Origin of the sequence: Bradyrhizobium sp. AZCC 2262 (assembly GCF_036924535.1) — a bacterium.
Taxonomy (GTDB): Bacteria; Pseudomonadota; Alphaproteobacteria; order Rhizobiales; family Xanthobacteraceae; genus Bradyrhizobium.
Genome location: NZ_JAZHRT010000001.1, coordinates 3,552,028 through 3,578,835 on the forward strand (window position 1 = coordinate 3,552,028; position 26,808 = coordinate 3,578,835).

Below are 26,808 nucleotides of genomic sequence, written 5' to 3' on the forward strand. Positions count from 1 at the left end.
ATGAAGTTTGGGGAAAATAAGTCAGCGATGCGAACCGTGGCGGCGCGCACCCTGTTGTTATCGGCCGTCGCCACGCTGACGCTCGCTCCGCTGCTGCCCGTCGTCGCCGCCGAGTCCGACAAGGATCCCGTGACGACCTCCGCCATCGGCCCGGCCAAGATGCGCTTCCTGTCGCTCGGCATCGGCAAGTCCGTGGTCGTCGATCTGCCCCGCGACGTCAAGGATGTGCTGGTCGCGGACCCGAAGATCGCCAATGCCGTCGTTCGTTCCTCGCAACGCGCCTATATCATCGGCGGCGCGGTCGGCCAGACCAACGTCGTGTTTTTCGACGCCGATGGCCAGCAAGTCGCCTCCTACGACATCGCGGTCAAGCGTGACCTCAACGGCGTGCGCGCCGCGCTGAAGCAGACCCTGCCCGGCATCCAGATCGAGGGCGTCGGCGACAGCGTCGTCCTGACCGGCTCCGTATCCTCTCCGGTCGAGGCCCAGCAAGCCGGCGAGATCGCGGCGCGGCTGGTCGGCGGCGCCGAGAAGGTTGTCAACTCGATCGTCGTCCGCGGCCGCGACCAGGTGATGCTCAAGGTCACCGTCGCGGAAGTGCGGCGCGACATCGTCAAGCAATTGGGCGTCGATCTCAGTGCCAGCATGAATTACGGCACCGCGGCGGTCGTTTTCAACAATAGCAATCCGTTCACCGCCAATAATGCTCCGCTCGTCGCCGGCAACGGATTGGCTGCGGCGGCCTTGAACAAAGCTGGTCTGCCGTCGGTCACCGCGACCCTGCGCGCGATGGAGAGCGCGGGCGTGGTGCGGACGCTGGCGGAGCCAAATCTGACGGCGATCTCCGGCGAGTCCGCGACATTCATTTCAGGCGGCGAATTTCCGATCCCGACCGGCGTCACCTGCCAAACGACGACGGCGGGCGCGATCGGACAATGCGTGCAGACGGTCAGTTTCAAGAAGTTCGGCATCTCGCTCAACTTCACACCGGTCGTGCTGACCGAGGGACGGATCAGCCTGAGGGTGATGACCGAAGTGTCGGAAGTCTCGACCGAAAACGCTTTGCAGGGCGGTGCCGGCGGAACAACGATTCCCTCGATCAAGACGCGGCGCGCGGAAACCACGCTGGAAATTCCGTCCGGCGGCTCGGTCGCGATGGCGGGACTGATCCAGGAACAAACCAAGCAGGCCATCAACGGAATGCCCGGCGCGGACCAGATCCCGATTCTGGGAGGGCTTTTCAGGAGCCAGGACTACGTCAACCATCAGACCGAGCTGATGGTCATCGTGACACCCTATGTCGTCCGCGCGGTGGCGCAGAAGGAACTGTCGCGGCCCGATGACGGCTTTGCCCCGGCATCCGATTCACAATCCGCTTTGCTCGGGCGCATCAACCGAATCTACGGCGTCGCCGCCCGCGTCGATCCCGTCGGCGGGATGCAGGGCAATTTCGGCTTCATCATTGATTGAGATGCAGGACTGTTCACCGAGTGGGGACGAGGACAGAACGATGACAACGAGAATTCCGCTCTATCGGGTCAAGGCTTTGCCGATGCTTGGCGCCCTGCTCGGGCTTTCGTCGGCGCTGGGCGCCTGCGTGCCGCACACCACGGAAATCACGACCGCCAGCGTCGATTACCGCGACCGTCATCCGATCGCGGTGACCGAAGCCGACCGCTCGATCGTGGTGTTCGTCGGTCATGCCCGCGGCGGCCTCTCCGGGTCGCAACGTACCGACGTCATGGGACTGGCGCAGACCTGGGTGCGTGAAGGCACCGGCGCCATCATCGCCGATGTCCCGATCGATACGCCGAACGCGCGCGCGGCGGCGGCATCGTTCCGGGAAATCCAGTCGGTGCTGATGGCGGGCGGCGTGCCCTCGCGCGCCATCACGCTGCGTCACTACCGGCCCGACGATGCCCGTACGCTGCCGACGATCCGGCTCAGCTATCCGAAAATTACCGCCGTCGCCGGACCTTGCGGCCTGTGGCCGCAAGACCTCGGACCGAATATCGACAATGTCGCCTACAATGAAAATCGCCCGTTCCACAATTTCGGCTGCGCCACCCAGCGCAACCTGGCCGCGATGATCGACAATCCCGCCGATCTCGAACAGCCGCGCCCCGAAAGCCCCGCCTATACGCCACGGCGCGATGTCGGCTTTGAAAAATACCGCAAGGGCATTTCGACAGCGACCAGCTATCCCGAATCCGATAAAGCCAAACTCAGCGATACAGGCAAATGATCAGCCGCGTCTTTCAAAACTCAGACGATCAACTCGACGACACGCCGGCGCAGCCCGAGGAATACATCTCGCCGGCGCCACGCGTATCAGTGCAGGCCTTTTGCGGCAGTGTCGCGGTCGCAACCGCGGCGCGCGCAGCGAGCGAAGACCGCCGTCTCGGCAAGGCCCACCTTTCGGTTCACATGGGCGGCATCGCCGCGGCCATCGACGCCTACCACACGGCGCCGACGCCGAACGTCATTTTGCTGGAGACCGAACCCGGCAAGGACATCCTCGAAGGGCTCGATGAACTCGCGACCGTCTGCGACGCCGGAACCCGCGTCGTCGTGATCGGCAACGCCAACGACGTCACGCCCTATCGCGAACTGGTGAGGCGCGGCGTCAGCGACTACGTGACCGGCCCCGTCGAACCGATCGATGTCGTGCGGGCAATATGCGGTCTCTACGCGGCCTCCGAGGCTGCGGCCGTCGGCCGCATCATCGCCGTGGTCGGCGCCAAGGGCGGCGTCGGCGCCTCCACCGTCGCGCACAACGTGGCCTGGGCGATCGCGCGCGATCTCGCGCTCGATTCCGTCGTGATCGATCTCGACCTTGCCTTCGGCACCGCCAGCCTCGATTACAACCAGGATCCGGTTCAAGGCATCGCCAATGCGGTCTTCCAGCCGGAACGGCCGGACTCCGCCTTCATGGAGCGCCTGCTGGCGAAATGCACCGACCGCCTCGACCTGCTGGCGGCGCCGGCAACATTGGACCAGGTCTATGATTTCGGCGCCGATGCGTTCGATGCAATCTTCGATACGATGCGCATGACCACCCCCTGCATCGTGCTCGACGTCCCCCATCAATGGTCGGCGTGGACCAAGCGCACGCTGGTCGGCGCGGACGACATTCTGATCGTCGCCGAACCCGATCTCGCCAACATGCGCAACGCCAAGAACATGCTGAACGTGCTGAAGGCGGCGCGGCCCAACGACCGGCCACCGCTCTATTGCCTCAACCAGGTCGGCATGCACAAGCGTCCGGAGATCTCCACGCGCGAATTCGCCAAGGCGATCGAGAGTCAGCCGATCGCGGCCATCCCGTTCGACTCGAAGATGTTCGGCACCGCCGCCAATAACGGCCAGATGATCGCGCAAATATCGGCCAAGCATCGCACCACCGCGATGTTCCTGCAGATGGCGCAGCGCCTGACCGGCCACGCGGTAACCAAGCGGTCCCGGGTCTCGTTCCTGGAGCCGATCATCAAGAAGCTGCAGGGCACGAAGGCTCGCAGGGCCTGAGCAAGAACAAAGGCGGCAGCGGCTGGGTCGTTGCCGCCTTGCTCGGTTGCGATGGAATCGATTGACGCGTTTTCTTGGCGCGTCACCTGCGGATCAAGTCCGAGGGCATGCTTCGCTGGAAAATGCCTTTACTCGGTGCGTCCGGCGGCCGCGATCGGCATCTTCTCGACTTCGGCCCGCGCATTCTCTTTTTCCTTGCGCGACAGTAACTGCTTCAACTGTGCGACGTTTGCGGCGGCCTCGGCGGGCGGCAGATCGGCCTTCACGATCTTTTCGGCCTCGGCGAACCGGCCCTGCAGGCCAACCACTAGCGCCAGGTTGGCGCGTACGCGCAGATCGGTCGGCGCGAGGCCGTGGGCGCGGCGCAGCGTCTCCTCGGCCTTGGGCAGCTCTTTCGAAAGCACGTAGGACAGTCCGAGGTTGGACAGCACCAGCGGCTGGCCGGGCACGATCTTCAGCGCGCTCGAGTAATATTGCCGCGCCTCCTCGTAGCGGCCGAGCTGATCCAGCGTCGCGCCCTGCGCCGAGAGCAGCCGCCAATCGGGATCGTCGGGGCTATGGGCGCGGCCGAGCACCTCGAAGGCCTGCTGGAAGTTGCCGTTATCGGCCAGCGCGCGGCCATAGGCGGCGAGCAGCAGCTTGTTGCCGGGATGGGCGATCGTTGCCTGTTCGAGCACCGCAACCGCCTGCGCCCGCTGTCCTGAGGCGCGGAGCGCCTTGCCGTATTTCAGCGCGGCGTCGGCATCCTTCGGATCGGCGCGATAGCGTTCCTGGTAGAGGTCGGCGTCGCGACGCGGATCGCTGGCGCGACCGGCGTCGGCCTTCTCGTCGATCGAACCGGTAATGTCCGACAGTCCCGCGGTCTGGCAGCTGCCAAGCCCCAACGCCAGGATCAGGGTCGATGTGCACGCAAGAAGTCGCGCAAGGCGGGATGGATTGAGCAACTTCTGTCGCATTGTAGCTGGACTCACGGCGGGAACTGTCCAGAAACACTCACAGCTTAACCCTAAGTTCAGGTTAAGTTCGCCCACCTTTGCGGTAATCGGTGACCTTTGCAGCCCGCTACGCGCCGGCCGGGCGCCTGCATCCAGCCCGAGCCGTCCCGTACCGGCGCAACCGAGCGCCTAGTCGAGGAATTGCGCGCCGAGCTCGCAGCCGATTCGCCAGGCCAGCCGGCACTGACGCGGCCTACCCTCCGAGAAGATCACCGTAAATTCGGAAGGAATTTCGGGATATTCGGCGATGATCTTCACGCCGCCATCCGACATGTCGGAAATCATGCAATCGCGCGGCAATCCGCCGGTTGCGAACTGTATTTTTGCAAAGCTTCTGCACGCCCGACGTTCGCTGCTGCGGCGATTCGCATACATGTCTATCCCTGACCCTGCTTGATGTTATTCACCCGATGGTGGATCAGCTTTACCGAAGAATTGTTGGAATTGGCCTATCGCGGCGGCTCGCAATGTAACGGTTGTATTCGAATTCCGTTTACCGAACCTGCCGCCTGGCTGAAGGCCGAGGTTCTCGAGCGGCCGACAGCCGCGCCTGCCGGCGGCGCTCGGCGTCGCAATTTTCGGCAAATTAAAGGGTTGATCCCCCCTCGTTAGGCGATAGCCTGACCCCTCGACTCGATTTGGCGGAAACAAAAGCGCATGGGAAGTCTGGTTCTTCTCGACTTGATGGGCGGTGTCGCGTTGCTGCTGTGGGGCCTGCATATGGTCCACAGCGGGATCCTGCGCGCGTTCGGGGCGGACCTGCGCCTGTTGCTGGCGAAGGCCCTGAGCAACCGCTTCACCGCTTTTGGCGCCGGCCTTGGTCTGACCGCCCTGCTCCAAAGCAGCACCGCAACCGCGCTGATCACCAGCTCCTTTACGTCGGAGGGACTCGTGAGCCTGGTGCCCGCGCTCGCCATCATGCTCGGCGCCAATGTCGGCACCACGCTGATCGTGCAGGTCCTGTCGTTCAACATATCAGCCGTGGCGCCGGTGCTGTTCATCATCGGCCTGGTCGCCTTCCGCAGCGGGCCGCGCTCGCGCATCAAGGACATCGGCCGTGTCTTTATCGGGCTCGGCCTGATGCTGCTGGCGCTGCATATCCTGCTCAATACGCTGGCGCCTGCGGAGAACGCTCCGGGTGTGCGCGTGTTCATGAACGCGATCACCGGCGATCCCGTGCTCTGCATCCTGTTCGCCGCGATCGTGACCTGGCTGGTGCATTCCAGCGTCGCCAGCGTGCTGCTGGTGATGTCGCTGGCCTATGCGCATTTCATCACGCCCTACGCGGCGCTGGCGCTCGTGCTCGGCGCCAACCTCGGCAGCGCCATCAATCCGATCGTCGAGGGCGCACGCCGCGACAATCCCGCGAGCTATCGCCTGCCGCTGGGCAACCTCGTCAACCGGCTTGCCGGCATCCTGCTGGTGGTGCCGTTCCTGCAGCCGATCGCGGACCTGCTGATCTTGTGGCAGCCGGATCTCGCCAAGGCGACCGCCCTGTTCCACATCGCCTTCAACGTCGTGACCGCAGCTCTCTTCATCGGCCTGCTCGACGGCATGGCGCAGCTGTTGAAGAGGTTGCTGCCCGAGCGCGTCAAGGAGGCCAACGCGTCAGGGCCGCGCTATCTCGACGAGAGCGCGCTGGAGACGCCCTCGCTCGCTTTGGCCGATGCCGCCCGCGAGACCCTGCATATGGGCGATCACGTCGAAATCATGCTGCGCAAGGTGATGGCGGCGATGATGACCAACGACCGGGCGCTGGTCGACCAGGTCTCGCAGATGGACAACAGCGTCGACAGCCTCGATGAGGCGATCAAGCTCTACGTCACAAAGCTCACCCGCGGCAGTCTCGACGAGCGCGAGGGACAGCGGGCGATGGAGATCGTCTCCTTCGCCATCAACCTCGAGCATATCGGCGACATCATCGACAAGAATTTGAGCGAGCTCGCAACCAAGAAGATCAAGCGCCGGTTCCAGTTTTCGGCCGAGGGCGCCGAGGAGCTGTCTGCGTTCCACAAGCGCACGATGGATTCGCTTCGGATCGCGTTCGGCATCTTCATGTCCGGAGACGTCAATGAGGCGCGAAAGCTGCTGGCCGAGAAGGCCGCCCTGCGCAACGCCGAGCTGGCCGCGACCGAACGGCATCTCGACCGCCTGCGCGAAGGCCGGCCAGAAACCATCGAGACCACCTCGCTTCATCTCGATGTGCTGCGCGACCTCAGGCGTATCCACTCGCACATCTGCTCGGTCGCCTACCCTGTGCTGGATGCCGCGGGTGAGTTGGCCGCCTATCGCAAGACCGAAACTGAATTGCCGACGCTGGCGGCGCCGGTGCCCGGCCGCCCGTAATCAGCGATCCAGCGTCTTCGACGCGGTGGCGCGGTTCTTCACGATCAGCATGATGTTTCTGATGTAGATGATGGTGGCCAGCGACTGGCCGATGATGATCACGGGTTCGCGTTTGGCGATACCGTAGATCAGCGTCATCATGCCGCCGCCCATCGAGAAGAACCAGAACGCCATCGGCACCACGCTTTGACCGGCGCGTTCGCTCGATATCCACTGCACCAGGAAGCGGGCGGTGAACAGCAATTGCGCGACCAGCCCGAAGGCCAGCCAGAAATCGAACTTGGCGACGAAAACGTCGTAGAGATAATCGCCAAGCGCCTGGCCGTATTGAATCAGCATCAGAGAACCTCGGTCGCAACGGGCGTGGACTTCTTGCGGCGGATCAGCCACCACACGCCAGCGAGATCCATGATCCCGATCCATAGCCGGTCAAAGAAGCCGTAATTGGACACGCCGGAATGGCGTGGGCGATCGATCACGTCGACATAGGCGATGTCAAAACCTTCGCGGCGCACCAGCGCCGGCAGAAAGCGGTGCAGCCCGTCGAAATAAGGCATCGACAGGAACACCTCGCGTGGGAATGCCTTCAAGCCGCAGCCGGTATCGCGGGTGCCATCGCTCAAGATTGCCTTGCGCACGCCGTTGGCGATCCGCGACTGCAATTTCTTGAAACCGGTGTCCTTGCGTCCGACCCGCTGGCCGGCCGCGAGGCCGATGCGGCCGCTGCCTTTTTCGACGGCCGCGATCAGATCGGGCAGGAACACCGGATTGTTCTGGCCGTCGCCGTCGAGCGTCGCGACGATGGCGCCGCGTGCGGCCCGCACGCCGCTGCGCACCGCTGCCGATTGCCCGGATGACGTGGCATGTTTCAGTTGCCGGAGCCGGGGGTGCTGCTTCATCAGGACCGCCAGCCGCTCGGCGGTCGCGTCCGTCGAACCGTCATTGACGTAGATGATCTCGTAGTTCCAGCGGCCGTCGAGCGCGCCAATGATTTCCGCAATCAACGGCGCGACGTTGTCAGCTTCGTTGCGCACCGGCACAACGATGGAAACGGCAACCGCATCTTTATCGGAGGAAAGCAAAATCGGCGCTCGTGTCTTGGGTGGATTTTCTTGGGTGAATTTTCTTGGGTGGATTTGCCCGAAGCCGGAACCAGTCCTGTCAGGCTGTTGGCGGCGTCCGCTTTTATGGGGCGGAAGCGCCCCGGGCAACCCTTTTGAGGCGGCCGGACGAGGGTCCAACAAGGGACACAATGGTGCCATCGTGCCGGATCGCAAACCCGAGCCGGCGGGCCGCAAACCAATAGCGCACGAACATCGCACCGATGATCCCGACCAGCGCACCGGCCACCACGTCACTGGGGTGGTGGGCTACCAGCACCAGACGGGTCGCCGCGATGATGAGGGCATAGACCACCATCGCAACGCGAGCCTTCGGCCAGACGGCCGACACCGCGAAAGCGAGCGCAAATGCGGTAGTGGCATGCCCGGAAGGGAAACTGTAGTAGGCCGGGTTTCCGGCGAAGTGCGAAAAGTTGAAGGCGTTGGCCTCGCCGCCGACAAACGGCCGGCCACGGCCAACGATCCATTTCAGGATTTCCGTGACGAGCACGGGCACGGCTACCGCCAGGAACAGGAATTGTAGCCGCGTTCCCAGCCCGAGCAACAGCGAGCGCTGGATTCCGCGCAAGGCCGGTGACGCCACCGCCACCAGGATCAACAGCACCGCCAGCACCGAGAGCACATATTCGTCTTTGCCGAAATCGGTCAGAATGCGAACCCACCACAGCGACGGATTTCCGCGCTTCGGCATCTGGGCGATTTCCCAGGCATCGAGCGCGTACATCAGCACCACGATCGCAACGCCCAGGCCGGCCGAAATCCACAAGATGTGACGCGCCGCCCGGCGGGCGGCTTCGGCGCGCCGCGAATGCGACGGCGTGCGCACGAGTTGCGCCAGTGATAGCCACGCCAGCGTCCCGAAGCGCGAAAGATAGTTTTTGGATTCAATGACAGCAGGGCTTCCGGCCATCTTACTCCGTACCTTCCGAGCGGAAGATGGCGATCGAAACCGCCTTGCCCTGCGAGATGTTGTAGCCTTCGATCCGCTTCGCCACGTTGTAGCGCAGCCCGATCGCTTCGGCGCGCTGGACGAAGGCGCGTTCGGTGCGCGATTCCACCAGCGCGAAGCGGCAGCTGCCCTGCCCGAGGAAATCCGCAGCGCCCGATCCGTCGGTGAGCAGCGTGCTGGTGCCGGTCATGAAGACCAGACTTGGCTCGTGAAAGCCCGCCGCGGCGGCTTTCGGCCCGACGCAGACCACGTTGCGGAGCGCGCGGGCGATCTCGGCGCTTGGGAACAATGTCGTCAGCGACGGCATGACGATGCCGTAGATTCCGACTGCCAGAAACATCGCCGCGACCACCGCATTCAACAGCGAGCGCTCGGCGCGGCTGTCCTCGAACATCCACCACGCGATCAGGCCGGCGATCATTGCCGCCGCCAGGAACGGCCAGGCCGGAAAGGCGGGGTAATGCGTCAGCTTGATGGCGCCAATGACGGCGATCACGGATGCCCCTGCCGGAATGACGAACCACCAGGCCGCACCGCGCCTCAGCCAGGATCGCGACAGCACGCGGCGCTCCAGCGCGCCGGCGGTGAGAATCGCAATCGCCGGATAGAGCGGCAGCACGTAATGCGGCAGCTTGGTCAGCACCAGTTCGAACACGATCCATGACGGGACCAGCCACGCCAGCAGATATTGCGCGCCGGGCTCGCGCCGCGCGCGCCACACTGCCGGCGCCGCCATCCCCGCCAGCGCCGCGCCCGGCCAGAACGTGATCCAGAACAGCAGCAGATAGAGGCCAGGCGGCGCGCCATGGGATTCCTGCGCGCCGAGCTTGCTCAGCATGTCGCCGCCGAGCGAATTGGAGAAGAACGCCTCGCCGGCGCGCCAGAAGATCGCAACGAACCATGGCAGCACCAGCACCAGCGTCCACATCAGGCCCCAGACCGGGCGCAGCCGCCACAGCCATGCCGCCGAGCGGTCCAGGATCGCGAGCGCCAGGATCGTCAGCCCGACGAACATCAGAATCAGCGGTTCCCTTCAGCAGTATGCCGCCGGCCAGCGCGGTCCAGAAGATCGCGGGCGCGCTCCAGGGCGGATGCACCGGATCCTCACCGCGCTGCCAGGACAGATAGACCCGCGCCATCGCCCCCATCGCGGCGACAACGGTCAACAGCAGCATCGCGTCCGTTTTGGCGAGCCGGGCTTCGGCGCCGAGCAGGACGCAACTGCACATCATCAGCGCTGCCAGCGCGGCCCCTTGCCGCGTGACGAAGGCGAGTGCCGTCCAGTAGGTCAGCAAAACCGCTCCGACGGCGCCGATCAGGGAGGGAATCCGATAGAGCCAGATGCGCAATTGTGCCCGCGGCAGGCCGAGCGACGAGGCGGTTTCGACCACGGCGGCCTGCAGCCAATAGATGCCGACCGGCTTCTTGTAGCGGACATCGTCCTGGAAGCGGATGTCGACGAAGTCGCCGCTTTCGACCATCTGCTTGGTCGCCTGCGCGAACCTCGCCTCGTCGCGGTCGATCGCCGGGATATTGAAGAAGCCGGGCAGGAAAAACACGATGCCGCAGAGCACCAGGAACGCGATGGCACGAGCGTGGCTCGCGGTGGCGTAATCGAACGCCGCGGCCAGCCTGCGGCTGGAATGCGTAGGTTTTACAGGCTGTTGGCCCGCTCCGAAGCGTGGGGGTTGCAAGGTTTCAACCATCTTTGTTCGCATACGATGAAACCGCACTGCAAACAACACCACAAATTCCCCTAACCTGTGGTCATCAGGCCGCTTTTCGTCACTGTACCCGGATCACCACAGTATCGGCCGCCCCCGTCGCATCGATCACAGTCAGGCGTGCAAAACCGGGCCCGGGCGGGTCAACCAGCCGCTGGCGCCGGCTGTCGATCTCGCCGACCGAGGTACCGTTCAGCATGATGGTCAGCGGCAGCACACCACCCGCCACCTTGACCGGCATTGGCGCGGCCTGCCCGCCGCCTGAACGGTCGACGTCGATCCGCGAGCCGTTCAGCGGAAACTGGATGCGCGGCATCTGATCGCTGCCAGTCTGGATCAGCTCGCCGACGGCACGGAAGCGCCGCAACGGCAACGGCAGTTTGGCGTTGCTGGCGATCAGCGCCCCCTTTGGCGCCTTGGGCAGCGCCGCCGGGATCTTTCCGGTGCGCGCAAACGCGTCGAACAGAATCGGCGCGGCGGCGGTGCGGCCGACCAGGCCCGGCACCGGCGCGCCGTCGGGTCGCCCGACCCACACGCCGATCGTGATGCGGCCATCGAACCCCACCGACCATGCATCGCGATAGCCGTAACTGGTGCCGGTCTTGAACGCGATTTTGTTGTGCACGCCGTTTTCCGGCGGCGGCGTCCCGAGCAGCACATTGCCGACCTGCCAGGCGGCGGCCTGGTCCATCAGCCGCAGCGGCTCACGGTCGGAGTTATCTTTTTCTTGGGCCAGCATGATCTCGCGCAGCGGCCGCGCCGCGCCAAGCCGCGCCAGCCCGGCATAGAGCTGCGCCAGATCCTGCAAGGTGATGCCGACGCCGCCAAGGCCCATCGCGAGGCCCGGCGCTTCATCCTTCGGCAGCACCAGATTGCCGCCGGCCTGCTTCAGCCGCGACGACAGCCGGCTGGAGCCGACACGGTCAAGCAGCGCAATCGCCGGCACGTTCAGCGAGAGCTGCAGCGCCTTGCGCACCGGCACTGTGCCCTGGAACGTCATGTCGAAATTTTCCGGCGCGTAAGAGCCGAACCGAATGGGACGGTCGTCGATCAGGCTCTCGGGGTGTACGAAGCCGTCCTCGAAGGCGAGGCCATAGATGAACGGCTTCAGCGTCGAGCCCGGCGAGCGCACCGCGCGGGTCATGTCGACCTGCCCGGCGCGGCGCTCGTCGAAATAATCGGATGAGCCGACGCGCGCCAGCACGTCGCCACTTTCATTGTCGACCGCGATGATGGCGACCGAAATGTTCGGTCCCTGTGCCACCGCGCGGTCGCGCGCCAGCGCCTCCAGCGTCTTCTGCAAACTCGAATCCAGCGTCAGCTTGATCAGCGGCGTATCCTTCACCGTCGCCATCGCAGCATCGGAGGAATGCGGCGCCAATATAGGCATCGGTTTGCGCAGCCGCGGCACCGCCACTGCCCTCGCCTGCGCTGCGTCCTCTTTCGACACGACGCCATCCTCGACCATCCGGGCGAGCACGCGGTCGCGCGCGGCGTGCGCAGCTTGCGGATATCGGTCGAGCCGGCGGCGTTCCGGCGATTGCGGCAGCGCGACCAGCAATGCGGCTTCGGCAAGCGAAAGCCGTTTCGGCTCCTTGTCGAAATAGGCGATGGATGCGGCGCGGATGCCTTCAAGATTGCCGCCGAACGGCGCCAGCGCCAGATACAGATCGAGGATCTCGTCCTTGCTCAGTTGCCGCTCGAGCTCGACCGCGCGCACCATCTGGCGCAGCTTTGCATGCACCGAGCGCTCATGCCGCGGCTCCATCAGCCGCGCCAGTTGCATCGTGATGGTCGAGCCGCCCGAGACGATGTGGCCGCGGGTGCCGAGTTGAAGCGCCGCGCGCCCGAGCGCCAGCGGATCGACGCCGCTGTGTGACCAGAAGCGGCGGTCTTCATACGCCAGCAGCAGCTTGAGATATCCGGGATCGACTGATGTCTTCGCATCGACCGGCAGCCGCCAGCGGCCGTCCGCCATCGCATAGGCGCGCAGCAGCTTGCCGTTGCGGTCGACAATCGTGGTGGAAACCTTTCGCGCCTCTTCCAGCGGCAACGGCCCGAGCGAGACAACCCAGGCCGAGAAGGTAGCTCCAAGTGCAATCGCGATAGCGGCAGCGAAAAGCACAACGCGTCGCCTTCCACGGCCGTCATGGCCGGGCTTGACCCGGCCATCCACGTCCTTCTCTCCGGCAACAACAGGCGTGGATGCCCGGGTCACCTGCGCGAAGACGCGCTTCGCGCTTTTGCCCGGGCATGACGACTGAGATTGCGGTGACGCCGCGTCGCTCATTCCACCACCACTCATTTCGCCGCACGCACCTCGACCGAGCCGGTGCCGGAGCGGCCGTAGCGCGAGGGATTGTACATGTCCTCGACATAGGCCTGCGGCAGCACGTATTTGCCGGGCGATACCGCGCGCACGATGTAGGCCACCGTGAACACCGACTTGTCGTCGCTGGCGCGATCGATCGCCGCCGTGAAGCGGTCGTCGCGGAACTCGGTATGCTCCGGCTCCTCGCCGTCCTCGATCCAGTCCAGCGTGCCCGAGTCACCCGACGACACCAGATGCGGGTTATCGATCTCGAGCCCGGCCGGCAGATAATCGGCCACCATGATGTGTCCGTATTCCGGCTTGGCCTCGGTGATCTTCAGCACCACGGCGAAGCGGTCGTTCTGCTTGGCCTTGGTGACGTCGGCGGGCTTGCCGTCGAGCGTGAAGTAATTGCGCTCGATCTTGAAGCCGTTCGACGCCGCCGGCTCCGGCGTGACCGGCGAGCCCGAGACCGAGACCACCGCCTGCACCGGCGCATCGCCGGTGTTGGTGACCTTGACCGGCTTGCCCGCCATCGCGTCGGCCTTGTAGCTGCGATAGACCGCGGCTTTCACCGGCGACCCATCGATATCCAGCGCCAGCGTCTCCTTCGACAGCGCACGCGCGGCCAGCACCAGCCACGCATTCTCCTGCGTCGAGGTGTAGGGCGAAAGCCCCCGCGCCACTTCGACCCGTGCGACAGCCTGTGTCAGCGTTGCCCGCGGCGCATTACCTTCGCTGGCGAGCGAGACCAGCGCCGCCGCGTCGCGCAGCGCCGAACCGTAGTCGACGCGGCCGAACTCAAGCACCGGTTTCGGCGCCAGCGCATCCAGCGCCGCGCCATAAACCCGCTCCGCCCGCGTCTTGTCGCCGACCAAGGCCAGTGCGGCTGCGAGCTGCGATTTCGCAATCGGCGTAGCAAGGTTGGAGAGCTTGGTATCGGCGAGATAGCGCAAGTCGCCGATCGGTGCAGCACCGTTACGAGCCAGCACGTAGAGGCCATAGGCCAGATCTCGGCCGCCATCCTTTTCCGGCTCGTTGGCGTTGACGACCGAGTTACGGATGCGATCGAGCGCGTTCTTGAACAGCACGTCCGGCACCGCAAACCCCTTTTCGCGGGCGCGGGTCAGGAAATCCGTCACGTAGGCATCGAGCCAGGCGTCGTCGCCGCCGGCCGACCACAGGCCGAACGAGCCGTTCGAGCCTTGCCGCGCCAGCAGCCGTTCGATCGCGTCCTTGATGCGCTGGTCGACGGCAGTATCCATCGCCAGATGCGCGCCGGCCGCGAGGTCGTTGACGTAGAGCAGCGGCATCGCGCGGCTGGTGATCTGTTCGGAGCAGCCGTGCGGATAGCGATCCAGCGCCTTCAGAATGGTCGCCGCATCGAGCGCGGTGGACAGGCTGACCGAGAGCGACACGCTGCCGGTGCCCGACACGAGGTCGGAGAACATGTCCGGCGTCAGCGTCAGGCTCTCGCCTTTTGCCAATGTCCGGATCGAGCGGCGCGCCAGAACCTGCGTCGCCGCCTTGACGTCGAGCGCATAATGCCGCGCCAGCGTCAGCCCGTTCGGGCCCTTGATGTCGACGTCGAGATTGGCGGTGCCGGCGCCGCCGGCATCGAGCGCCAGCGCCATCGAGGTCCGCTGCTTGGCGGCGAGTTTGACTGACGTGGTCGGACTACCCGTCACCTTCACAGGGCCCGACGTCTTGACGCTGATGCTGTAATCGCCGGGCGCGCCCTCGACATTGTCGAGGTCGAAACTCATCGTGCCCTTGTCGCCATTGAGCAGGAAGCGCGGCAGCGTCGCCGTCAGCACCACGGGGTCACGCACGGTGACGTCGATGGTGGCGCGCCCGAGTTTGGTCGAATTCCACGCCACCGCCATGACGCGGGCCGTGCCGGCAAACTCCGGAATATCAAAACTGATTTCCGCGGTGCCGTCGGCGCCGACCGTGACGATCCCCGAATAGAGCGCCAGCGGTTTTTGCGTCGGCGGCGAGCCCTGCAGCTCGGCACCGGCGGAATCGCCGCCGGTCCGGATCTGGCCGCGCGTGCCCTGCATGCCGTCGATCAATTGCCCATAGAGGTCGCGGATTTCAGACGTCAGGCGGCGCTGGCCGAGATAATAGTCGTCAGGTGCCGGCGGCTTGTAGTTGGTCAGGTTGAGAATGCCGACATCGACCGCGGCAACGACGATCTTGGCGTCCTCGCCGGGATTGAGCCCGCCGAGCTTGACCGGGATCTTCAAGCTGGTGCCGGGCCGCACCAAAGGTGGCGGCGACAGCGCGACCTGCAGTGTGCGCGTCTTCTTGTCGATGCCGAACCATTTTAGTCCGATCGCCCGTCCCGGCATCCGCAGCGCGGACGCATCGAGCGGACGGCGCAGCGTCGCCAGCACATAGGCGCCGGTGCCCCAGTCCTTGCCGACGGTAAGCCTGACCTGCTGGGTGCCTTCCTTGACGTCCACGGTCTGCGTCGTCAGCAGGCGGTCGCCGAGCACGTTGATGGTGAGCTTCCCGGCGGTACGGGCATTGACCGACACCATCATGGTGTCGCCGGACACGTATTCCGGCTTGTCGATCGAGGTCTCCAGCAAATCAGGCGTATCGGCGCTGCCGTCCGAGTACCAGCCGACATCGAACTGCACTGAAGTAACCGGTCCGTCCGCCTCGGTCGATTTGACGTCGAGGCGATAGCGGCCCGGCTGCGGCGCGAGCGACACCCGCGCCGCCTTGTCGGCGGTGAGTGTCAGGTCGCCGTCGGCGACGCGCTTGGTCGATTTGACCGGCTCATATTCCCAGGACGAGTTTTGCCGATACCATTGATAGCGCGACTCCATCTTCAGGAGTTCGTAGCGCAGGCCGTCACGCGGCAGTTGCTTGCCGTCAGCGCTGACGAAGATGACGTCGAACTCGGCCTTGTCGCCTTCGGCCACGCTCTTGTCGCCGAATAACGGCTTGATGCCGATCAGCGCCGCCTGCGGCGCCACGGGGAGCACCAGCTTGCGCTCGACCGCGCGGCCGCCTGTCTCCACCATGCGGATGAAGATCTGCGCTTCCTGCGGACGGGTGGACGTCGGCGCCTTGGCCAGCGATACCGGGAAGGTCGCAACGCCGTTGGCGTCGGCCTCCGGCAGATTCTCGATCGGGGTGCGCTCGTTGGAGGCGGTTTCCTCATCCGCCACGCCGAACTGATAGCCGGGATAGCCCGGACGCCCGGAGGCAGCGGGGGCAACCAGCATGTCGCCCTCGAGTTGCAGGCCCGAGGCCGGCGCGCCGTAAAGGAACTTGCCGGCGACCTTAAGTTCAACCGGAGTCTCAGCCTTGATCATCTTCTCCTTGGCCGAGACATCGAATTCGATCCGTTCGGGGATGTAATCCTCGACCATGAAGGTGGTTTCGCCGACCGACGAGCCCTTGGGGTCGGTAAAGGCCCGCACCCGCCAGGTCCCGGTCGGGACGGCGGAATTGAGCGGCACCGCCATGGAACGGCCGCCCGCGCCCTGATCAGGAAGCTGGGCGCGGCGGAATTCGACGCCGTCCGGCCGCTCGATCACCAGCGTCAGCGGCCCGCCGGCCATCGCGTTGCCCTGCCCGTCGCGCAGCAGGGCAGTCAGATAAACGGTTTCGTTCGACCGGTAGACCCCGCGCTCGGCATAGAGGAAGGCGTCGGCGCCTGCCGGCACGACGCGCCCGGAGACGCCGCGGTCGGTGAGGTCGAAGGCATTGGTCTTCAGACTGAGGAAGGCGTAGTCCGCCTTGTCGCTCATGACCGTCAGCAGCGCCGGCGAGAGCCCGCCCTCGCCGCGCGCCAGCCCGGCCTCGAACAGCACGTGGCCGGCATCGTCGCTCTTGCGGGTGGCGAGGATCTCGTTGTTGCGCGCGACCAGCCGCACCTCGGCCTTCGCAACGGCCTCCGTCGAGGCCAGCGAATTGACGAACACATGGATGCCGTCATTGCCGGAAAACGCGGTGAGTCCCATGTCGGAGACGATGAACCATTGCGTCGCCAGCGAGCCGTCATCGTCGCCGCTGCCGGGGCCTTTGGCCGACGCTGTCATCACATAGACGCCGGGCTGCAAGTCGCCGAGCGCCTGGTCGACCGGGAACGCCGTCACGACGTCCTGGTTCAGCGTGGAGGTGGTTGCGAGTTCGCCGGACCAGACCTTGACGCCGCGCTCGTTGCCCAAGTCCGAGAGCTGGTAGCTCGACAGCGTCTTCTGGAAATCGCTGTCGACCACCGTATTGATCAAATTGCGGTCGCCGATCCGGAACACGTTGACGTTCACTGACGGCGTGTTGACGCTGACCAGCGGAATGCCGCGCTGGCCGGTGCGTGGCAGCACGTAGGCGCGCCCGGTGAAGCGCACGAATGGCTTGCGGTCGCGCACATAGATGTTGAACTCGGCCGATTTCGGCAGGGTTTCCTTCACCGTGGACGGCAGGCCGGCGCGCAGATTGATGTTGTAGCGCTCGCCGTGTTTCAGCCCGTCGACGCAGAGCTGCTTACCCTCGCTGGTCAGCGCCGGCTTGTCGGTGCCGGCCAGCGCGAGGAACGGCGCGAAGTCGACCCGCTTGGCAAGGTCCTCGGAGAACTGGAAGCAGGCGCGCGGCGAGGCCCCGTCGGAATCGACGGTGTAGTCGAGCAGCCGGAAACCGTGCTCATCGCGCATCTTCTCGTACTGGCCGCGGACCTCAGCCACCTCGCGCATGTCGAGCGACAGCCGCAACGCATCCAGCGCCGGACGCCACAGCTTGCGCTCGGACATCGCCCGGCCCAGCACCGCCAGCGCATCAGCCTCCTCGGCCTGGTTGCCGGCGCGCTGATAGGCGATGTAGGCCGCGGTCGAGGCGCGCTCGTACAGGAAGGTCTGTTCGCTGGAACTGGCGGAGCGGATCTGGAAGATGGTCTTGGCGAGTTTCAGCCAGTTGGCGCTGTCCTCGGGCGTGGTGGCGGCGATCTGGCCGAGGATCTGCAAACCCACCCGGAAGTCGGACCGCCTGAAGGCGGCGTCGGCGTCGTTGCGCAGCGTCGCGGAGGATTTGGCGACCGGCCCCGCCTCGCTTTTGATCTGGGCCTCAAGCTTGACGGCCGAATCGGCCAGCTCGTCGCGCTTGAACGCCTTGTCTGCGGCCCCTGCCGCCGTCAGGCCAAGCGCCAGCGTGGCGCAAATCACTGTGGCGCGAACCAAACCGATCATGATGGGCTCCTTGCCGCGGACATCAGCCGCGTAACGTCGAAAAATGCGCGAAAAGGTGACGGACTGATGACGGTGGAAACGGCTTGCGAAAAGGTCGCATGCATGGCGCTGGCAGTCCAAACGGTCCCGGCCGCCCCGCCCGGCGGGGGTGCCGGCGGCTGGCTTTATGTCAGGGGCGGACCATAGACTATGGCCCGCCGTCTGCCTTGGTCGCGAACTTGAGGAAATCGGTTCGACCGTCTTGGCGGGGAAGCGGATTTTTCATATTGGCAGTGCTAGATAAGGAAAGCCTATAAGGCGAATATCTAGGGCGGCTACCGCCCGGACGGTCCCATAGCTCAACTGGATAGAGTAACGGATTTCTACTCCGTGGGTTGCAGGTTCGAATCCTGCTGGGATCGCCACTGCCTTTCAGCGGCCTCGCCCCGATTTTCAACATGTCCACGTGCGCCCGCGCCCGAGAGGCATGGTCCCATTTATTAAATTAATGTAATTCGAAGACCGATAAAGCATCTCATGTTGCGCGGATAGCACGGCGGGTCCCAAAAGTGGAACCGCGACCGATCTTCGCGCGCGCTGTGTCGCGCCGGCACTAGCCGACGACCCCGGCAAGGGAGCATCTGCGCCGCGGGGAGAACTTCAGGAAGGCGCAACCACGATGGCGGCGAAAGCAGCGCGCAACAGAACCAAACGACATCCCTCAGCCTCACGGAAGCCAACCCGTGAAGCGGCCGCAAGCCTCGCCAGACGGCTGGCCGAGGTGCAGGCACTGCGTAAGCTGGTTCAGAAAGCCGAAGCCAGTCGGGCCAGCTGATCTGCCTGCGCTGCGTGGCTGATCCGAAAGTCGTCGATCCGCTTGCCGGACTTTAGGTGTGCGGCGAGCCAGCGGGGCTTCTTGCCGCGTCCAAGTCTCCGACGGCCGCTCCGGATTCCGATATTTGCGCGAGCATGACAAGGCCGATTCAGAACGCGCTTGCCATCTCAGGTCAGATTTCCCCATTCCGGCAGAACAACCAGAGATTGATTGCACCAGCCGGACTGCCGCGGAGGAACCGATGGTGCGGACTTCGCTTGCATCGCTCCGTTCAGGGCTAAGAAAACTGAAGCGACACGGGTGACGATTTGCGGTTTGGGCTTATAATGCCGGCCGGAAATTGCTCCGTTGCCCTGGCAAAGGATGCGGATCGTCATGCCCAAAAAGGGAATTACCGGCCACGACGAATGGGTCGTCACGGAAGCGCTGGCAACGGCACTGATCGCGCTTGAGCAGCTCGAACCGACCCAGCAATCGCGCCAGCAGATGGACGATATCCGGAAACTGTTGGCGGCCAATTGCCAGCCCGGGACCCTCAACCTGCATCTCGCCCAGGCAAAGTGCCGGCTGAACCCCCACGCCGATCGCGCCGTCATCTATCGAGAATATGGATTTGAGGATCGGGAAGTCTGAAACGCAGGCTCGTGGCAAGCGTACTAGCCAGCCTGGCGACATCCGGGGGGTCGTTTGTTGCAGCCCGCATGTCTCGTCCTCCTCATGCGGGCTACTTGCCACTACGGGAAGTCTGGGAGGACATCAGGATGAAGCTGCCGCACGCATCTGCCACAGCAACGGTTTTGACGATCTTGGCCGCGACGATCGCCCTGCCCGCACCTGCGCGAGCCCAGACCTACGATCCGAGCTACCCCGTTTGCCTGCAGGTCTACCAGGGCATGGTGGACTACTATTTTGAGTGCCATTACCGGACGATGGCGCAGTGCGCGGCGTCGGCGTCGGGTCGCGCCGCGCAATGCGTGGTCAATCCATATTACGGCGGGCCGAAAGCCGGGCGCAGCAAGCGCCAAAAGCGGCCTCAGCCATATTGAAGAGCGCTCGATTTAAAGGCCTGGCATTCCGCCGACCGCGCACGCGCCATTCACCAGCCATAAGTGCCGAGCGCGAGCGGCCTCGATGGGGCCTTGGCGGTTCGCGTCGTGTCAGGCTTCAGGCAGCGCCGGGCTGCTTCGATCTCAGCGTCGCTCGCCCCTTTGCCTCGGGCCCACTGCTCGGCGGCGGACGCACTGTATTGCGCCACGTAGTAGCGCACCACAGGACACGAAATTCGACGCAAGACACCGGATTGTTCACCCGCAACTCCAGCGCTTGGTATTCCAAGACACAGCGCCAGCACACACATCCAACGTAGGCCCATGTGATTCCCCTCTGTTTATCAAGAGAGGCTGGCTTTCACCGGCGCATCAAGCCTGAATGTGAGTTCCGTACGCGGAACACTTGGAGCTGTGCTTAACCCGCCACGGCACGGTCCTGGCGAAGGCTGCCGCGCCCGTGAAATGCGGACTTTCCGCGATCATTAAAATTGATTGTTTACGAAAAAGGCCGAACCTGATTGCCGCCTGAGCGCAATTCGCCAGCCTCTGCTGGGCCTGGCGCGAACAATTGGTAACTCCGATGGAATTCGAACGCCGATCGATAGCGAGGACGACGATCTCGAAAGACGCGCTGCTGTTCTTTGACGCGCAGCGCGGTGTCCTTACTTGCCGCGTTCAGGACGTCACGAATTCCGGGGCCGGAATCGAACTCCATACCCTCAATTTATTGCCGCTGAATTTCGAATTGAGTTTTGACAAATTTCACACCGTTCGTGACTGCCGCGTAATCTGGCGGCAAGGTGATTTCGTCGGCGTTGCGTTTCAAAACTGATTAATCTGCACTCAAATGGAACCGGGGAACCCACGGCGAACGAACAAAACCCGGGGCAATTGGAACTAACATCGAAACTCCGCGTCGAATCCCCGTGCTTCCGGTTCCTCCGGAACACGCCCCCCAAACGGGGTTGATCGTTCTGGCGCGTCACTTCCGTGCTGGGGCCGCTCGGGGGTCTATGACGGGAGTTCAGTATGTCCTGGGATCGTCCGTTCGCTCAACCTGTCCCGCTCCCGGAGGGACCGCCCGCGCAAACCCTGCGAGACGCCGCCGACTACGTCAGGAAGCTACCTCTGCCAGAACGTGACTGTCAGGAATGGCGGCTTGCTGTCCAGATGCTGATCGATGCCGCCGAAGATCGCGGACCCATGCTGTTTGCGCGCATGGGAATTGTCAGAGCCCTGGAAGCGCGCGTCGAAAGGACAACACTCGCTCCCGAGCCCCAAGGTCAGGATCAAGATCGAGGTAAACTGAAGTGCGACCGTGACGCCAGCATCTGACTCCAGATCGATATCACCCAGCAATGCTGCCGAAACGCCGGCAGACTTTCCAAGCCGAACAGCAGTTCGCGCGCTTTAAAGATCCGCAACCGACCGGTTGCAAATCTGCTTAAGCTACCTGCCGTATTCGGAAGTCGTCGATCCGCTTGCCGGACTTCAATTTTGCAGCCAGCCAACGCGGCGTCTTTCCTCGTCCCGCCCAAGTCTCGGACGGCCGATCCGGATTCCGAAACTTCGGAACGACCGCTGGATATGGGCGCCGCCCTGTCGACGAACTCTCGCGCTCAATTTCGACGACGCCCTTGAGTTGCTTGAGGCGATTTTCGAGCACGCGCTTCTCGGCAAGCAGCGCTGCTGCAAGCCTGGAAGCGATTTCTTCGTGCAGTGCCCACAACTCATCCGTGGACATCGATTTGAAGTCATTCCGGTTCACGACCGTCCCCAATCATGATTCGATATAGTGTAGTCTGTCATCGTTGGTAGAAAACTTGAGCAGAATAAGGCCGATTCAGCACATCTTTAAGTACCTCTTTCAGACGATTTAAGTACGCCTTTGAGGCGATAAAGTTCCACGTGGTTGACCTCTTTAGATTGTAAAGTTCCATCCGGTTGACCTCTTCAGATAATACAACCATGACGGAATCTGCATCCAAATTTTCCTCTCACAACCAGTGATAGATTGGCCCGGCGCGAGGCGCAAGGCATTTTGAAGATCACTACGAACCTCTTGTTGACGGTTCCCTAATCGCGCAACCACATTCAATCGTTGTTCGAGCATTTGCGCCGCGCTTCCAGGCGAGACGGTAGCGGGTGAAGCAAGCGCAAACTTGGCGCAATGCCGCCGCACCCGCGCCACGCCGGCGCCAAAGTCGAATTGGAACTTTGCACCTGGCAACCTCCGGCGGGCGCGAGCCTGTCTCCGCAACAGAATGTTGGCGTCATGGCTGCGTATCGCCACCGCAATGGCCGCGGTGCTTCCAAGCTGCGGTTTGCGGCAGTGGCGCTGGCGCTGACCTCGTCGCATGCATGCGCCGAAACCTTTCAGCAAATGTGGATGGGGCGGATCGCCCGACCACCGGCAGACGATCAAGAGGCCTCCGTCTACTGGGAGGACAAGTGGGATGCACGCGGCAAGCGCTTCAAGGCCAACGAGGTCTCCTGCGCGCATCGCACCGAGGCGTTTGGCACTATCTTCGTCGTCACCAATATCGAGAACGGCAAGAAGATCCGCTGCCCGGTGCAGGACCGCGGCCCCTTCACACGCGGCCGGGTTCTCGACTTCTCGCTCGGCGCCGCGCGCCAGATCGGTTGCGATGGCTTGTGCCGCGTCACCGTGCGCCGCGCCGGCTACGAGTAGCAAGCCTAACCCGGCTCAGCTTCAGGCTGTCGTCTAAACCGCGCGGCTGTTGCCGCCGGGTGACATCGCCCGCGCAAGAATCCGATAGTCTGACCCGGTTTCGCGCAATTCCTTTTTTTGGTGGCATTTCCATGAAGAGGCTGGCACTCGCGATTTCCGTTCTCGCCGTCACCGCGACCGGCGCCCTCGCCAATCCCGTCTACAACTGGACCGGGTTCTATATCGGCGGCAATGTCGGCTATAGCTGGGGCCGCTCTGCAAGCACGCTCTGGTTTACCGATGCGGGGGCAACCGTCAGCTCGGCGAACACGCGAAACGACATGAACGGCGTGATCGGCGGCGGCCAGCTCGGCTACAACTGGCAATTCGACAACAAATGGGTGTTCGGCCTTGAGGCCGACTTCCAGGGTTCGGACCAGAAAGGCGGCGCGGGCGGCGCTTGCGCAGGCGGCGCGCTGACAGCGGTGGCGACCCTCAACAGCGCCTGCTCCACCGGGCACATCGGGGATACCACGCCGTTCAACGTCGCAGCCCTTCCGGTCACCAGCGAGATCAGCCAGAAGCTCAACTGGTTCGGCACCGTTCGCGGCCGTATCGGCCCAACGGTGACCCCGACGGTGCTGGTGTATGTTACCGGCGGTCTGGCGTATGGCGAGGTCACGACGACCAACGCGGTCGCCGGCACGAACATCACCGGAGCACAGGGTACCAACGTGTTTGCGCTGACGCCGGTAGCGGGATCGGCGAACAGCACCACCACGCGCGTCGGATGGACGATCGGAGCCGGCATCGAGGGCGTCGTCAGCGGAAACTGGACCGCCAGACTCGAATATCTCTATGTCGACCTCGGGGACGTATCCGGCTCGTTCGTCACGCCGGTCACCGGTCTCAGCGGCGGCCTGCTGACCAGCCGATACAGCTCGCATATCACCGACAACATTCTGCGGGTCGGCCTGAACTACCGCTGGGCGGCCCGGTAGGCCGAAACACCGGGGGCGACGATAAAGCCCCAGAAAGCCGGGCGGGACCCGGCAAGCGGTGGCTGCGGGCCGCGCCGCCACAATAGCCGAGCGCGCGTCTCCCTGGGGTAGGTGAAGGGGCGGCGCCCGGCTATTCGGGCCGCGCGGCGGTGCGGCCTGAACAGGAACTCATTTCTAACTTAATGACCATTTAAAAATCCGTTGAATCATAACGGTTTTATGATCGCGGCCATAGCCGGCGCTGCCATCCGGGCTTCAAGGGAACCGAAAAGGCGCAAAAAACGGGGCGGAATCCCCGAGACTGCTATTCCTCGGAGGTCGCGAAGAATGGCAAATCCAGGTCCATGACAAGGCCCAGGAATGCGGCAACGCCGCCGATGACCGCTATCAGCTCCAGGAGAACGAAGGCGAGCAGCGCGCTCAATCCGATGGCCGCTTTTTTCCAACCATTCCACATGGCGCTACCCCTTAGCACACCGAACCGCCGGCGGAGCAAAAGGCGAACTTAAGGTGAATTCGGAACCCGGACACCACAGTGGCCCCCGGCCTGACCAGCGAGCCCACCGCCGGCGTTGAAGCCCGACCGACCAAATGCCAGCGTCGATTTCAAGCGCGAAGCCGAAAGGAAGTGCGATGAGTGGAATTGCCCGCAAGATCATCTACGTCATGCTCGTGATCGTGGTGCTGCTGATCATCTGGCAATTTCCCGGATCGCTTTGAACGCAGGCCACGCGAGGCCCAATGACCGCGTGCCCGCGCTCGCGTTTTTCGATTGCGATGGTGCCGGTGAGCTGACCGAGCGGCGGAAGCGGCTCGACCGATGCGATGGGGAGTATACGAGGCCCGGAGTGCCTAGGAGTCCGGGCCTCGTGGCCTCCAGTGGTAGCCGTTCGCCGTTAGGTGAACGCCCTGCCCCCCGCTGCAAGCGACGTCGTTATAGATGCGCCGTGCACGCGCAGCCTATCCGTATGAGTACGGTGCGATCTTCGTGCGCATATTCCTTGCGTGTGTCCCGCACGCGTGACCGCAAAACTCGGCCCGACCGTCCATTGCACGCGCAGTAATCCGTCTCACAGCATAAGACAAAGAATAGATTGCCTCGCGGAGCCTCTCATCACTGCGCGAGCGCAATTGCGCTCGTCGCGGGGGGCGTGCGTTCGCGCGACCCGCTGGCTCGCAACGACGTGGTCAGGCCCGCGTTCTATCGCTTATCGAACGGAATATATTGCTGGTATTCCTTTGGCACCGAACTGCGATAGCGCGCGGGCACCGTGCCACGGTCGATCGAACGGTCGATCTCCTGCTGCCGGGTCATCCTGGCCGGTTTCTTTTTCCTCGGCGCCGCCTTCTCCTTTTCGGGAGCCTCTTCAGGCGCCGTGGCTTCCGGCGCGGTACTGGACGTGGCCGCAGGCGCGGTTCCGCCGCTCGGCGCGTCCTGTGCCAGCGCGACGCCGGCCGGCAACACGACGAAAGCCGCCGCCGACGCGACCAGCGCAAGACGTGACAGTTTTTGCATGGAAAACTCCGGTACTGGCCAACTCCGTTTCCGGCCCGATCCTATTATGTCCGCAGCCGTCCGCACACCGGGATTTTGGCGAGGTGGATAGCCATCGCCTGGCTACGCCTGGCCCGGCTACAGGTCGTGAAGACGAAGGCCAGCCGGCTGCACTGCCAGTCCGGACCGAGAGCGGCGCTGGCAGCCGGCTCGGGATAGGACACGCCGATCACGACGAAGCCAATGAAGGCCAGCGCAACGACAGCGGCGACGAGAACGAGGTTCTTGCGGGTCCACCAATTGTAGGGCATGGCGGTCGCTCCTGTTTGAGATGCGAGGAACATAGGAACGACCCGCCACAGTCCTTGTGAACAGGTTCACACTACACGGGTTTGTGCGTGAGCCGGATTGACGCAGACATGGGTATAACTCGCGCAAATCCGTTGCGTGCGCACAACCCTTGATCGACACTGCGCGTTGGGCGAGCGCGTGTGCGGGGCGTGCGATGGACGAGCAGGAAACGGGCTACGACTATACCAGGTACAAGCAGTTGCTGGCGGAAGCGGTCGACGAGACCAGGCGGCGCGAGCTGATCGAGATCATGATCAGGGAAAATGCCCGCGACAGGCTGGAGGCGCAGCGGATGGCGGATCGGGTCGCGATGACGGCGATGACGGTCGCGCGCGTGCTTGGCCCCGGTAGCCGTCGCGATAACTTCCAGGCGCGATAACTTCCAGGCGCGATAACTTCCAGGATTGTGCGGTCACTTTTCCGAAGCCAGCATCACCAGCGAGCCGATCAGACCGATCAGCGCGCAGGCGAGAAGGCCATATTGCAGGATCGCCAGCGCCCGGCTTGGGGCTTCGGTCGCCGTTGCCATCTCGTAGAGCAGCCAGACTGACGTAATCCCGCTCATCAGCGTCAGTTTGGGCCATTTGCTGTTCACGCAAGTCTCCCCTGCTCTACCGGCCCCATTTCGACGCTGGCATTTTGCCCCGGGTTCACTTACCTAGGCGCATTCCGCGCGAGTGGCGCGTCCAACCCCGAGAGTGAAAGCGACAAGGCCTTTTCTATGAGTGGATTCAAGGAACCGAACTTCGCGGACCGCCAGAAGGCCGCGATGCAGGCGCGGCAGAACATTCTGAACAAGTTTCGCGCCCAACCGGGAGCTGACGATCCCGAGGTGAAGCGCCGCCAGGCCGAGCGGGAAGCGCAAGCCGCCGTGCGCGCCAAGGCAAGAGAGGCCAAGGAAGCGGCAAAGGCCGAACAGAAGCGTCTCGAAGCCGAGGCCGCCGCGGCCGAGGCCGCCAGGATCGCGCGCGAGAAGGAAGAAGAGGCCGCCAGGCAGGCCGCGCTGGAGGTAGACCAGAAGGCCAAGCGCGACGCGCGTTACGCTGCGCGCAAAAGCAAGGGCAAGAAGAGGTAGGCAAGAGGACGCGGGCGAGACGCGCACCGCCGTCTCTTGCCGGTGACGGATTCAGCCCCTCCTGTCATTCCAGGCTGATGCGCGAGCGCCAGACCCCCGGATGAATCCAGACCCCGGATGCAAAATGGCGCATCGGGGAATCTCGAACCTCCGAGGGCCGATGCTGCGCACCGCTCCGCA

General features: G+C 63.9%; 26 protein-coding genes, 1 tRNA gene and 1 pseudogene. 14 read left to right on the top strand and 14 right to left on the bottom strand.

Annotated features, from left to right (window positions below; all coding sequences use genetic code 11):
* The 3 genes from V1283_RS16810 to V1283_RS16820 are packed head-to-tail and all read left to right on the top strand — an operon-like array spanning position 1 to position 3,525.
* Positions 1-1,470, top strand: a complete 1,470-nt coding sequence (locus tag V1283_RS16810; protein WP_334387568.1) for a type II and III secretion system protein family protein — start codon at positions 1-3, stop codon at positions 1,468-1,470.
* 40 nt (positions 1,471-1,510) lie between these two features.
* On the top strand, positions 1,511-2,245 hold the full coding sequence (locus V1283_RS16815) for a CpaD family pilus assembly protein (protein ID WP_334387569.1): 735 nt from the start codon (positions 1,511-1,513) through the stop codon (positions 2,243-2,245).
* Positions 2,242-3,525, top strand: coding sequence for an AAA family ATPase (locus V1283_RS16820; RefSeq protein ID WP_334387570.1), 1,284 nt, complete (start codon positions 2,242-2,244; stop codon positions 3,523-3,525). The genes V1283_RS16815 and V1283_RS16820 overlap by 4 nt, the downstream gene beginning before the upstream one ends.
* A gap of 128 nt (positions 3,526-3,653) precedes the next feature.
* On the opposite strand, the gene V1283_RS16825 is transcribed toward V1283_RS16820, so the two are convergent.
* The gene (locus V1283_RS16825) at positions 3,654-4,481 is read right to left on the bottom strand and encodes a tetratricopeptide repeat protein (RefSeq protein WP_334387571.1); all 828 of its coding nucleotides are present in this window, start codon (positions 4,479-4,481) and stop codon (positions 3,654-3,656) included.
* Positions 4,482-4,649: 168 nt separating this feature from the next.
* Positions 4,650-4,895: a PilZ domain-containing protein gene (locus tag V1283_RS16830; protein ID WP_334387572.1), complete on the bottom strand. Its 246-nt coding sequence runs from the start codon at positions 4,893-4,895 to the stop codon at positions 4,650-4,652.
* Positions 4,896-5,177: 282 nt separating this feature from the next.
* On the opposite strand from V1283_RS16830, the gene V1283_RS16835 reads away from it, so the two are divergent.
* A complete protein-coding gene (locus V1283_RS16835; RefSeq protein WP_334387573.1) occupies positions 5,178-6,866 on the top strand; it encodes a Na/Pi cotransporter family protein in 1,689 nt (562 codons plus the stop codon).
* Here the strand turns inward: V1283_RS16835 and V1283_RS16840 are convergent, their stop codons facing one another.
* The 6 genes and pseudogenes from V1283_RS16840 to V1283_RS16865 all read right to left on the bottom strand — a co-directional run bounded on the left by V1283_RS16840 (position 6,867) and on the right by V1283_RS16865 (position 18,172).
* The gene (locus tag V1283_RS16840; RefSeq protein WP_334387574.1) at positions 6,867-7,205 is read right to left on the bottom strand and encodes a lipid-A-disaccharide synthase N-terminal domain-containing protein; all 339 of its coding nucleotides are present in this window, start codon (positions 7,203-7,205) and stop codon (positions 6,867-6,869) included. It lies immediately after the preceding gene.
* The gene (locus V1283_RS16845; RefSeq protein ID WP_334387575.1) at positions 7,205-7,948 is read right to left on the bottom strand and encodes a glycosyltransferase family 2 protein; all 744 of its coding nucleotides are present in this window, start codon (positions 7,946-7,948) and stop codon (positions 7,205-7,207) included. Before V1283_RS16845 ends, V1283_RS16840 begins: the two co-directional genes overlap by 1 nt.
* Positions 7,949-8,051: 103 nt before the next feature.
* Positions 8,052-8,897 (bottom strand): phosphatase PAP2 family protein, encoded by an 846-nt coding sequence (locus V1283_RS16850; protein ID WP_334387576.1) that lies wholly within the window; start codon positions 8,895-8,897, stop codon positions 8,052-8,054.
* Between the two features lies 1 nt (position 8,898).
* Positions 8,899-10,642, bottom strand: a pseudogene (locus V1283_RS16855) (ArnT family glycosyltransferase).
* Between the two features lie 79 nt (positions 10,643-10,721).
* On the bottom strand, positions 10,722-12,836 hold the full coding sequence (pbpC, locus tag V1283_RS16860; protein ID WP_442895754.1) for a penicillin-binding protein 1C: 2,115 nt from the start codon (positions 12,834-12,836) through the stop codon (positions 10,722-10,724).
* A 125-nt stretch (positions 12,837-12,961) separates the two neighbouring features.
* A complete protein-coding gene (locus V1283_RS16865) occupies positions 12,962-18,172 on the bottom strand; it encodes an alpha-2-macroglobulin family protein (protein WP_334387578.1) in 5,211 nt (1,736 codons plus the stop codon).
* A 327-nt stretch (positions 18,173-18,499) separates the two neighbouring features.
* Between V1283_RS16865 and V1283_RS16870 the strand changes: the two genes are divergently transcribed.
* Positions 18,500-18,576: transfer RNA gene (locus V1283_RS16870), tRNA-Arg, on the top strand.
* A gap of 379 nt (positions 18,577-18,955) precedes the next feature.
* Here V1283_RS16870 and V1283_RS16875 read toward each other — a convergent pair.
* The gene (locus V1283_RS16875) at positions 18,956-19,138 is read right to left on the bottom strand and encodes an H-NS family nucleoid-associated regulatory protein (RefSeq protein WP_442895865.1); all 183 of its coding nucleotides are present in this window, start codon (positions 19,136-19,138) and stop codon (positions 18,956-18,958) included.
* A gap of 223 nt (positions 19,139-19,361) precedes the next feature.
* Between V1283_RS16875 and V1283_RS16880 the strand changes: the two genes are divergently transcribed.
* From V1283_RS16880 to V1283_RS16900, 4 genes are all read left to right on the top strand, one after another.
* The gene (locus V1283_RS16880; protein ID WP_334387579.1) at positions 19,362-19,619 is read left to right on the top strand and encodes a hypothetical protein; all 258 of its coding nucleotides are present in this window, start codon (positions 19,362-19,364) and stop codon (positions 19,617-19,619) included.
* A gap of 128 nt (positions 19,620-19,747) precedes the next feature.
* A complete protein-coding gene (locus tag V1283_RS16885) occupies positions 19,748-20,032 on the top strand; it encodes a DUF3551 domain-containing protein (RefSeq protein ID WP_334387580.1) in 285 nt (94 codons plus the stop codon).
* 583 nt (positions 20,033-20,615) lie between these two features.
* Positions 20,616-20,867 (top strand): PilZ domain-containing protein, encoded by a 252-nt coding sequence (locus tag V1283_RS16895; RefSeq protein WP_334387581.1) that lies wholly within the window; start codon positions 20,616-20,618, stop codon positions 20,865-20,867.
* A 197-nt stretch (positions 20,868-21,064) separates the two neighbouring features.
* The gene (locus V1283_RS16900; protein ID WP_334387582.1) at positions 21,065-21,370 is read left to right on the top strand and encodes a hypothetical protein; all 306 of its coding nucleotides are present in this window, start codon (positions 21,065-21,067) and stop codon (positions 21,368-21,370) included.
* A 109-nt stretch (positions 21,371-21,479) separates the two neighbouring features.
* Here V1283_RS16900 and V1283_RS16905 read toward each other — a convergent pair whose 3' ends face one another.
* Positions 21,480-21,803, bottom strand: coding sequence for an H-NS histone family protein (locus V1283_RS16905; RefSeq protein ID WP_334387583.1), 324 nt, complete (start codon positions 21,801-21,803; stop codon positions 21,480-21,482).
* A gap of 507 nt (positions 21,804-22,310) precedes the next feature.
* Between V1283_RS16905 and V1283_RS16910 the strand changes: the two genes are divergently transcribed.
* Both V1283_RS16910 and V1283_RS16915 read left to right on the top strand, forming a co-directional pair.
* A complete protein-coding gene (locus V1283_RS16910; protein ID WP_334387584.1) occupies positions 22,311-22,727 on the top strand; it encodes a septal ring lytic transglycosylase RlpA family protein in 417 nt (138 codons plus the stop codon).
* A gap of 131 nt (positions 22,728-22,858) precedes the next feature.
* Positions 22,859-23,707, top strand: coding sequence for an outer membrane protein (locus tag V1283_RS16915; RefSeq protein WP_334387585.1), 849 nt, complete (start codon positions 22,859-22,861; stop codon positions 23,705-23,707).
* Between the two features lie 304 nt (positions 23,708-24,011).
* Here the strand turns inward: V1283_RS16915 and V1283_RS16920 are convergent, their stop codons facing one another.
* Positions 24,012-24,164, bottom strand: coding sequence for a hypothetical protein (locus tag V1283_RS16920; RefSeq protein WP_334387586.1), 153 nt, complete (start codon positions 24,162-24,164; stop codon positions 24,012-24,014).
* A 134-nt stretch (positions 24,165-24,298) separates the two neighbouring features.
* On the opposite strand from V1283_RS16920, the gene V1283_RS16925 reads away from it, so the two are divergent.
* Complete coding sequence (locus V1283_RS16925) at positions 24,299-24,427, top strand: hypothetical protein (RefSeq protein WP_334387587.1); 129 nt, start codon at positions 24,299-24,301, stop codon at positions 24,425-24,427.
* Positions 24,428-24,908: 481 nt separating this feature from the next.
* On the opposite strand, the gene V1283_RS16930 is transcribed toward V1283_RS16925, so the two are convergent.
* Together V1283_RS16930 and V1283_RS16935 are read right to left on the bottom strand one after the other, a co-directional pair.
* Positions 24,909-25,223, bottom strand: coding sequence for a hypothetical protein (locus V1283_RS16930; RefSeq protein WP_334387588.1), 315 nt, complete (start codon positions 25,221-25,223; stop codon positions 24,909-24,911).
* A gap of 44 nt (positions 25,224-25,267) precedes the next feature.
* On the bottom strand, positions 25,268-25,513 hold the full coding sequence (locus V1283_RS16935) for a hypothetical protein (protein WP_334387589.1): 246 nt from the start codon (positions 25,511-25,513) through the stop codon (positions 25,268-25,270).
* A gap of 194 nt (positions 25,514-25,707) precedes the next feature.
* Between V1283_RS16935 and V1283_RS16940 the strand changes: the two genes are divergently transcribed.
* Positions 25,708-25,932 carry a hypothetical protein gene (locus tag V1283_RS16940; RefSeq protein ID WP_334387590.1) on the top strand — a complete coding sequence of 75 codons (225 nt, stop codon included), beginning with the start codon at positions 25,708-25,710 and terminating at the stop codon, positions 25,930-25,932.
* A 33-nt stretch (positions 25,933-25,965) separates the two neighbouring features.
* On the opposite strand, the gene V1283_RS16945 is transcribed toward V1283_RS16940, so the two are convergent.
* A complete protein-coding gene (locus V1283_RS16945) occupies positions 25,966-26,148 on the bottom strand; it encodes a hypothetical protein (protein ID WP_334387591.1) in 183 nt (60 codons plus the stop codon).
* A gap of 126 nt (positions 26,149-26,274) precedes the next feature.
* Here V1283_RS16945 and V1283_RS16950 point away from each other — a divergent pair, with 126 nt between their 5' ends.
* Positions 26,275-26,628, top strand: coding sequence for a DUF6481 family protein (locus tag V1283_RS16950; protein ID WP_334387592.1), 354 nt, complete (start codon positions 26,275-26,277; stop codon positions 26,626-26,628).
* Positions 26,629-26,808 lie beyond the last annotated feature (180 nt).

Excerpts from the sequence above, each read along its gene's own strand:
- V1283_RS16810 (WP_334387568.1), top strand. The coding sequence starts at position 1 with ATGAAGTTTGGGGAAAATAAGTCAGCGATGCGAACCGTGGCGGCGCGC.
- V1283_RS16815 (WP_334387569.1), top strand. The coding sequence starts at position 1,511 with ATGACAACGAGAATTCCGCTCTATCGGGTCAAGGCTTTGCCGATGCTT.
- V1283_RS16820 (WP_334387570.1), top strand. The coding sequence starts at position 2,242 with ATGATCAGCCGCGTCTTTCAAAACTCAGACGATCAACTCGACGACACG.
- V1283_RS16825 (WP_334387571.1), bottom strand. The coding sequence starts at position 4,481 with ATGCGACAGAAGTTGCTCAATCCATCCCGCCTTGCGCGACTTCTTGCG.
- V1283_RS16830 (WP_334387572.1), bottom strand. The coding sequence starts at position 4,895 with ATGTATGCGAATCGCCGCAGCAGCGAACGTCGGGCGTGCAGAAGCTTT.
- V1283_RS16835 (WP_334387573.1), top strand. The coding sequence starts at position 5,178 with ATGGGAAGTCTGGTTCTTCTCGACTTGATGGGCGGTGTCGCGTTGCTG.
- V1283_RS16840 (WP_334387574.1), bottom strand. The coding sequence starts at position 7,205 with ATGCTGATTCAATACGGCCAGGCGCTTGGCGATTATCTCTACGACGTT.
- V1283_RS16850 (WP_334387576.1), bottom strand. The coding sequence starts at position 8,897 with ATGGCCGGAAGCCCTGCTGTCATTGAATCCAAAAACTATCTTTCGCGC.
- V1283_RS16865 (WP_334387578.1), bottom strand. The coding sequence starts at position 18,172 with ATGATCGGTTTGGTTCGCGCCACAGTGATTTGCGCCACGCTGGCGCTT.
- V1283_RS16880 (WP_334387579.1), top strand. The coding sequence starts at position 19,362 with ATGCCCAAAAAGGGAATTACCGGCCACGACGAATGGGTCGTCACGGAA.
- V1283_RS16885 (WP_334387580.1), top strand. The coding sequence starts at position 19,748 with ATGAAGCTGCCGCACGCATCTGCCACAGCAACGGTTTTGACGATCTTG.
- V1283_RS16895 (WP_334387581.1), top strand. The coding sequence starts at position 20,616 with ATGGAATTCGAACGCCGATCGATAGCGAGGACGACGATCTCGAAAGAC.
- V1283_RS16900 (WP_334387582.1), top strand. The coding sequence starts at position 21,065 with ATGTCCTGGGATCGTCCGTTCGCTCAACCTGTCCCGCTCCCGGAGGGA.
- V1283_RS16910 (WP_334387584.1), top strand. The coding sequence starts at position 22,311 with ATGGCTGCGTATCGCCACCGCAATGGCCGCGGTGCTTCCAAGCTGCGG.
- V1283_RS16915 (WP_334387585.1), top strand. The coding sequence starts at position 22,859 with ATGAAGAGGCTGGCACTCGCGATTTCCGTTCTCGCCGTCACCGCGACC.
- V1283_RS16920 (WP_334387586.1), bottom strand. The coding sequence starts at position 24,164 with ATGTGGAATGGTTGGAAAAAAGCGGCCATCGGATTGAGCGCGCTGCTC.
- V1283_RS16925 (WP_334387587.1), top strand. The coding sequence starts at position 24,299 with ATGCCAGCGTCGATTTCAAGCGCGAAGCCGAAAGGAAGTGCGATGAGT.
- V1283_RS16930 (WP_334387588.1), bottom strand. The coding sequence starts at position 25,223 with ATGCAAAAACTGTCACGTCTTGCGCTGGTCGCGTCGGCGGCGGCTTTC.
- V1283_RS16935 (WP_334387589.1), bottom strand. The coding sequence starts at position 25,513 with ATGCCCTACAATTGGTGGACCCGCAAGAACCTCGTTCTCGTCGCCGCT.
- V1283_RS16940 (WP_334387590.1), top strand. The coding sequence starts at position 25,708 with ATGGACGAGCAGGAAACGGGCTACGACTATACCAGGTACAAGCAGTTG.
- V1283_RS16950 (WP_334387592.1), top strand. The coding sequence starts at position 26,275 with ATGAGTGGATTCAAGGAACCGAACTTCGCGGACCGCCAGAAGGCCGCG.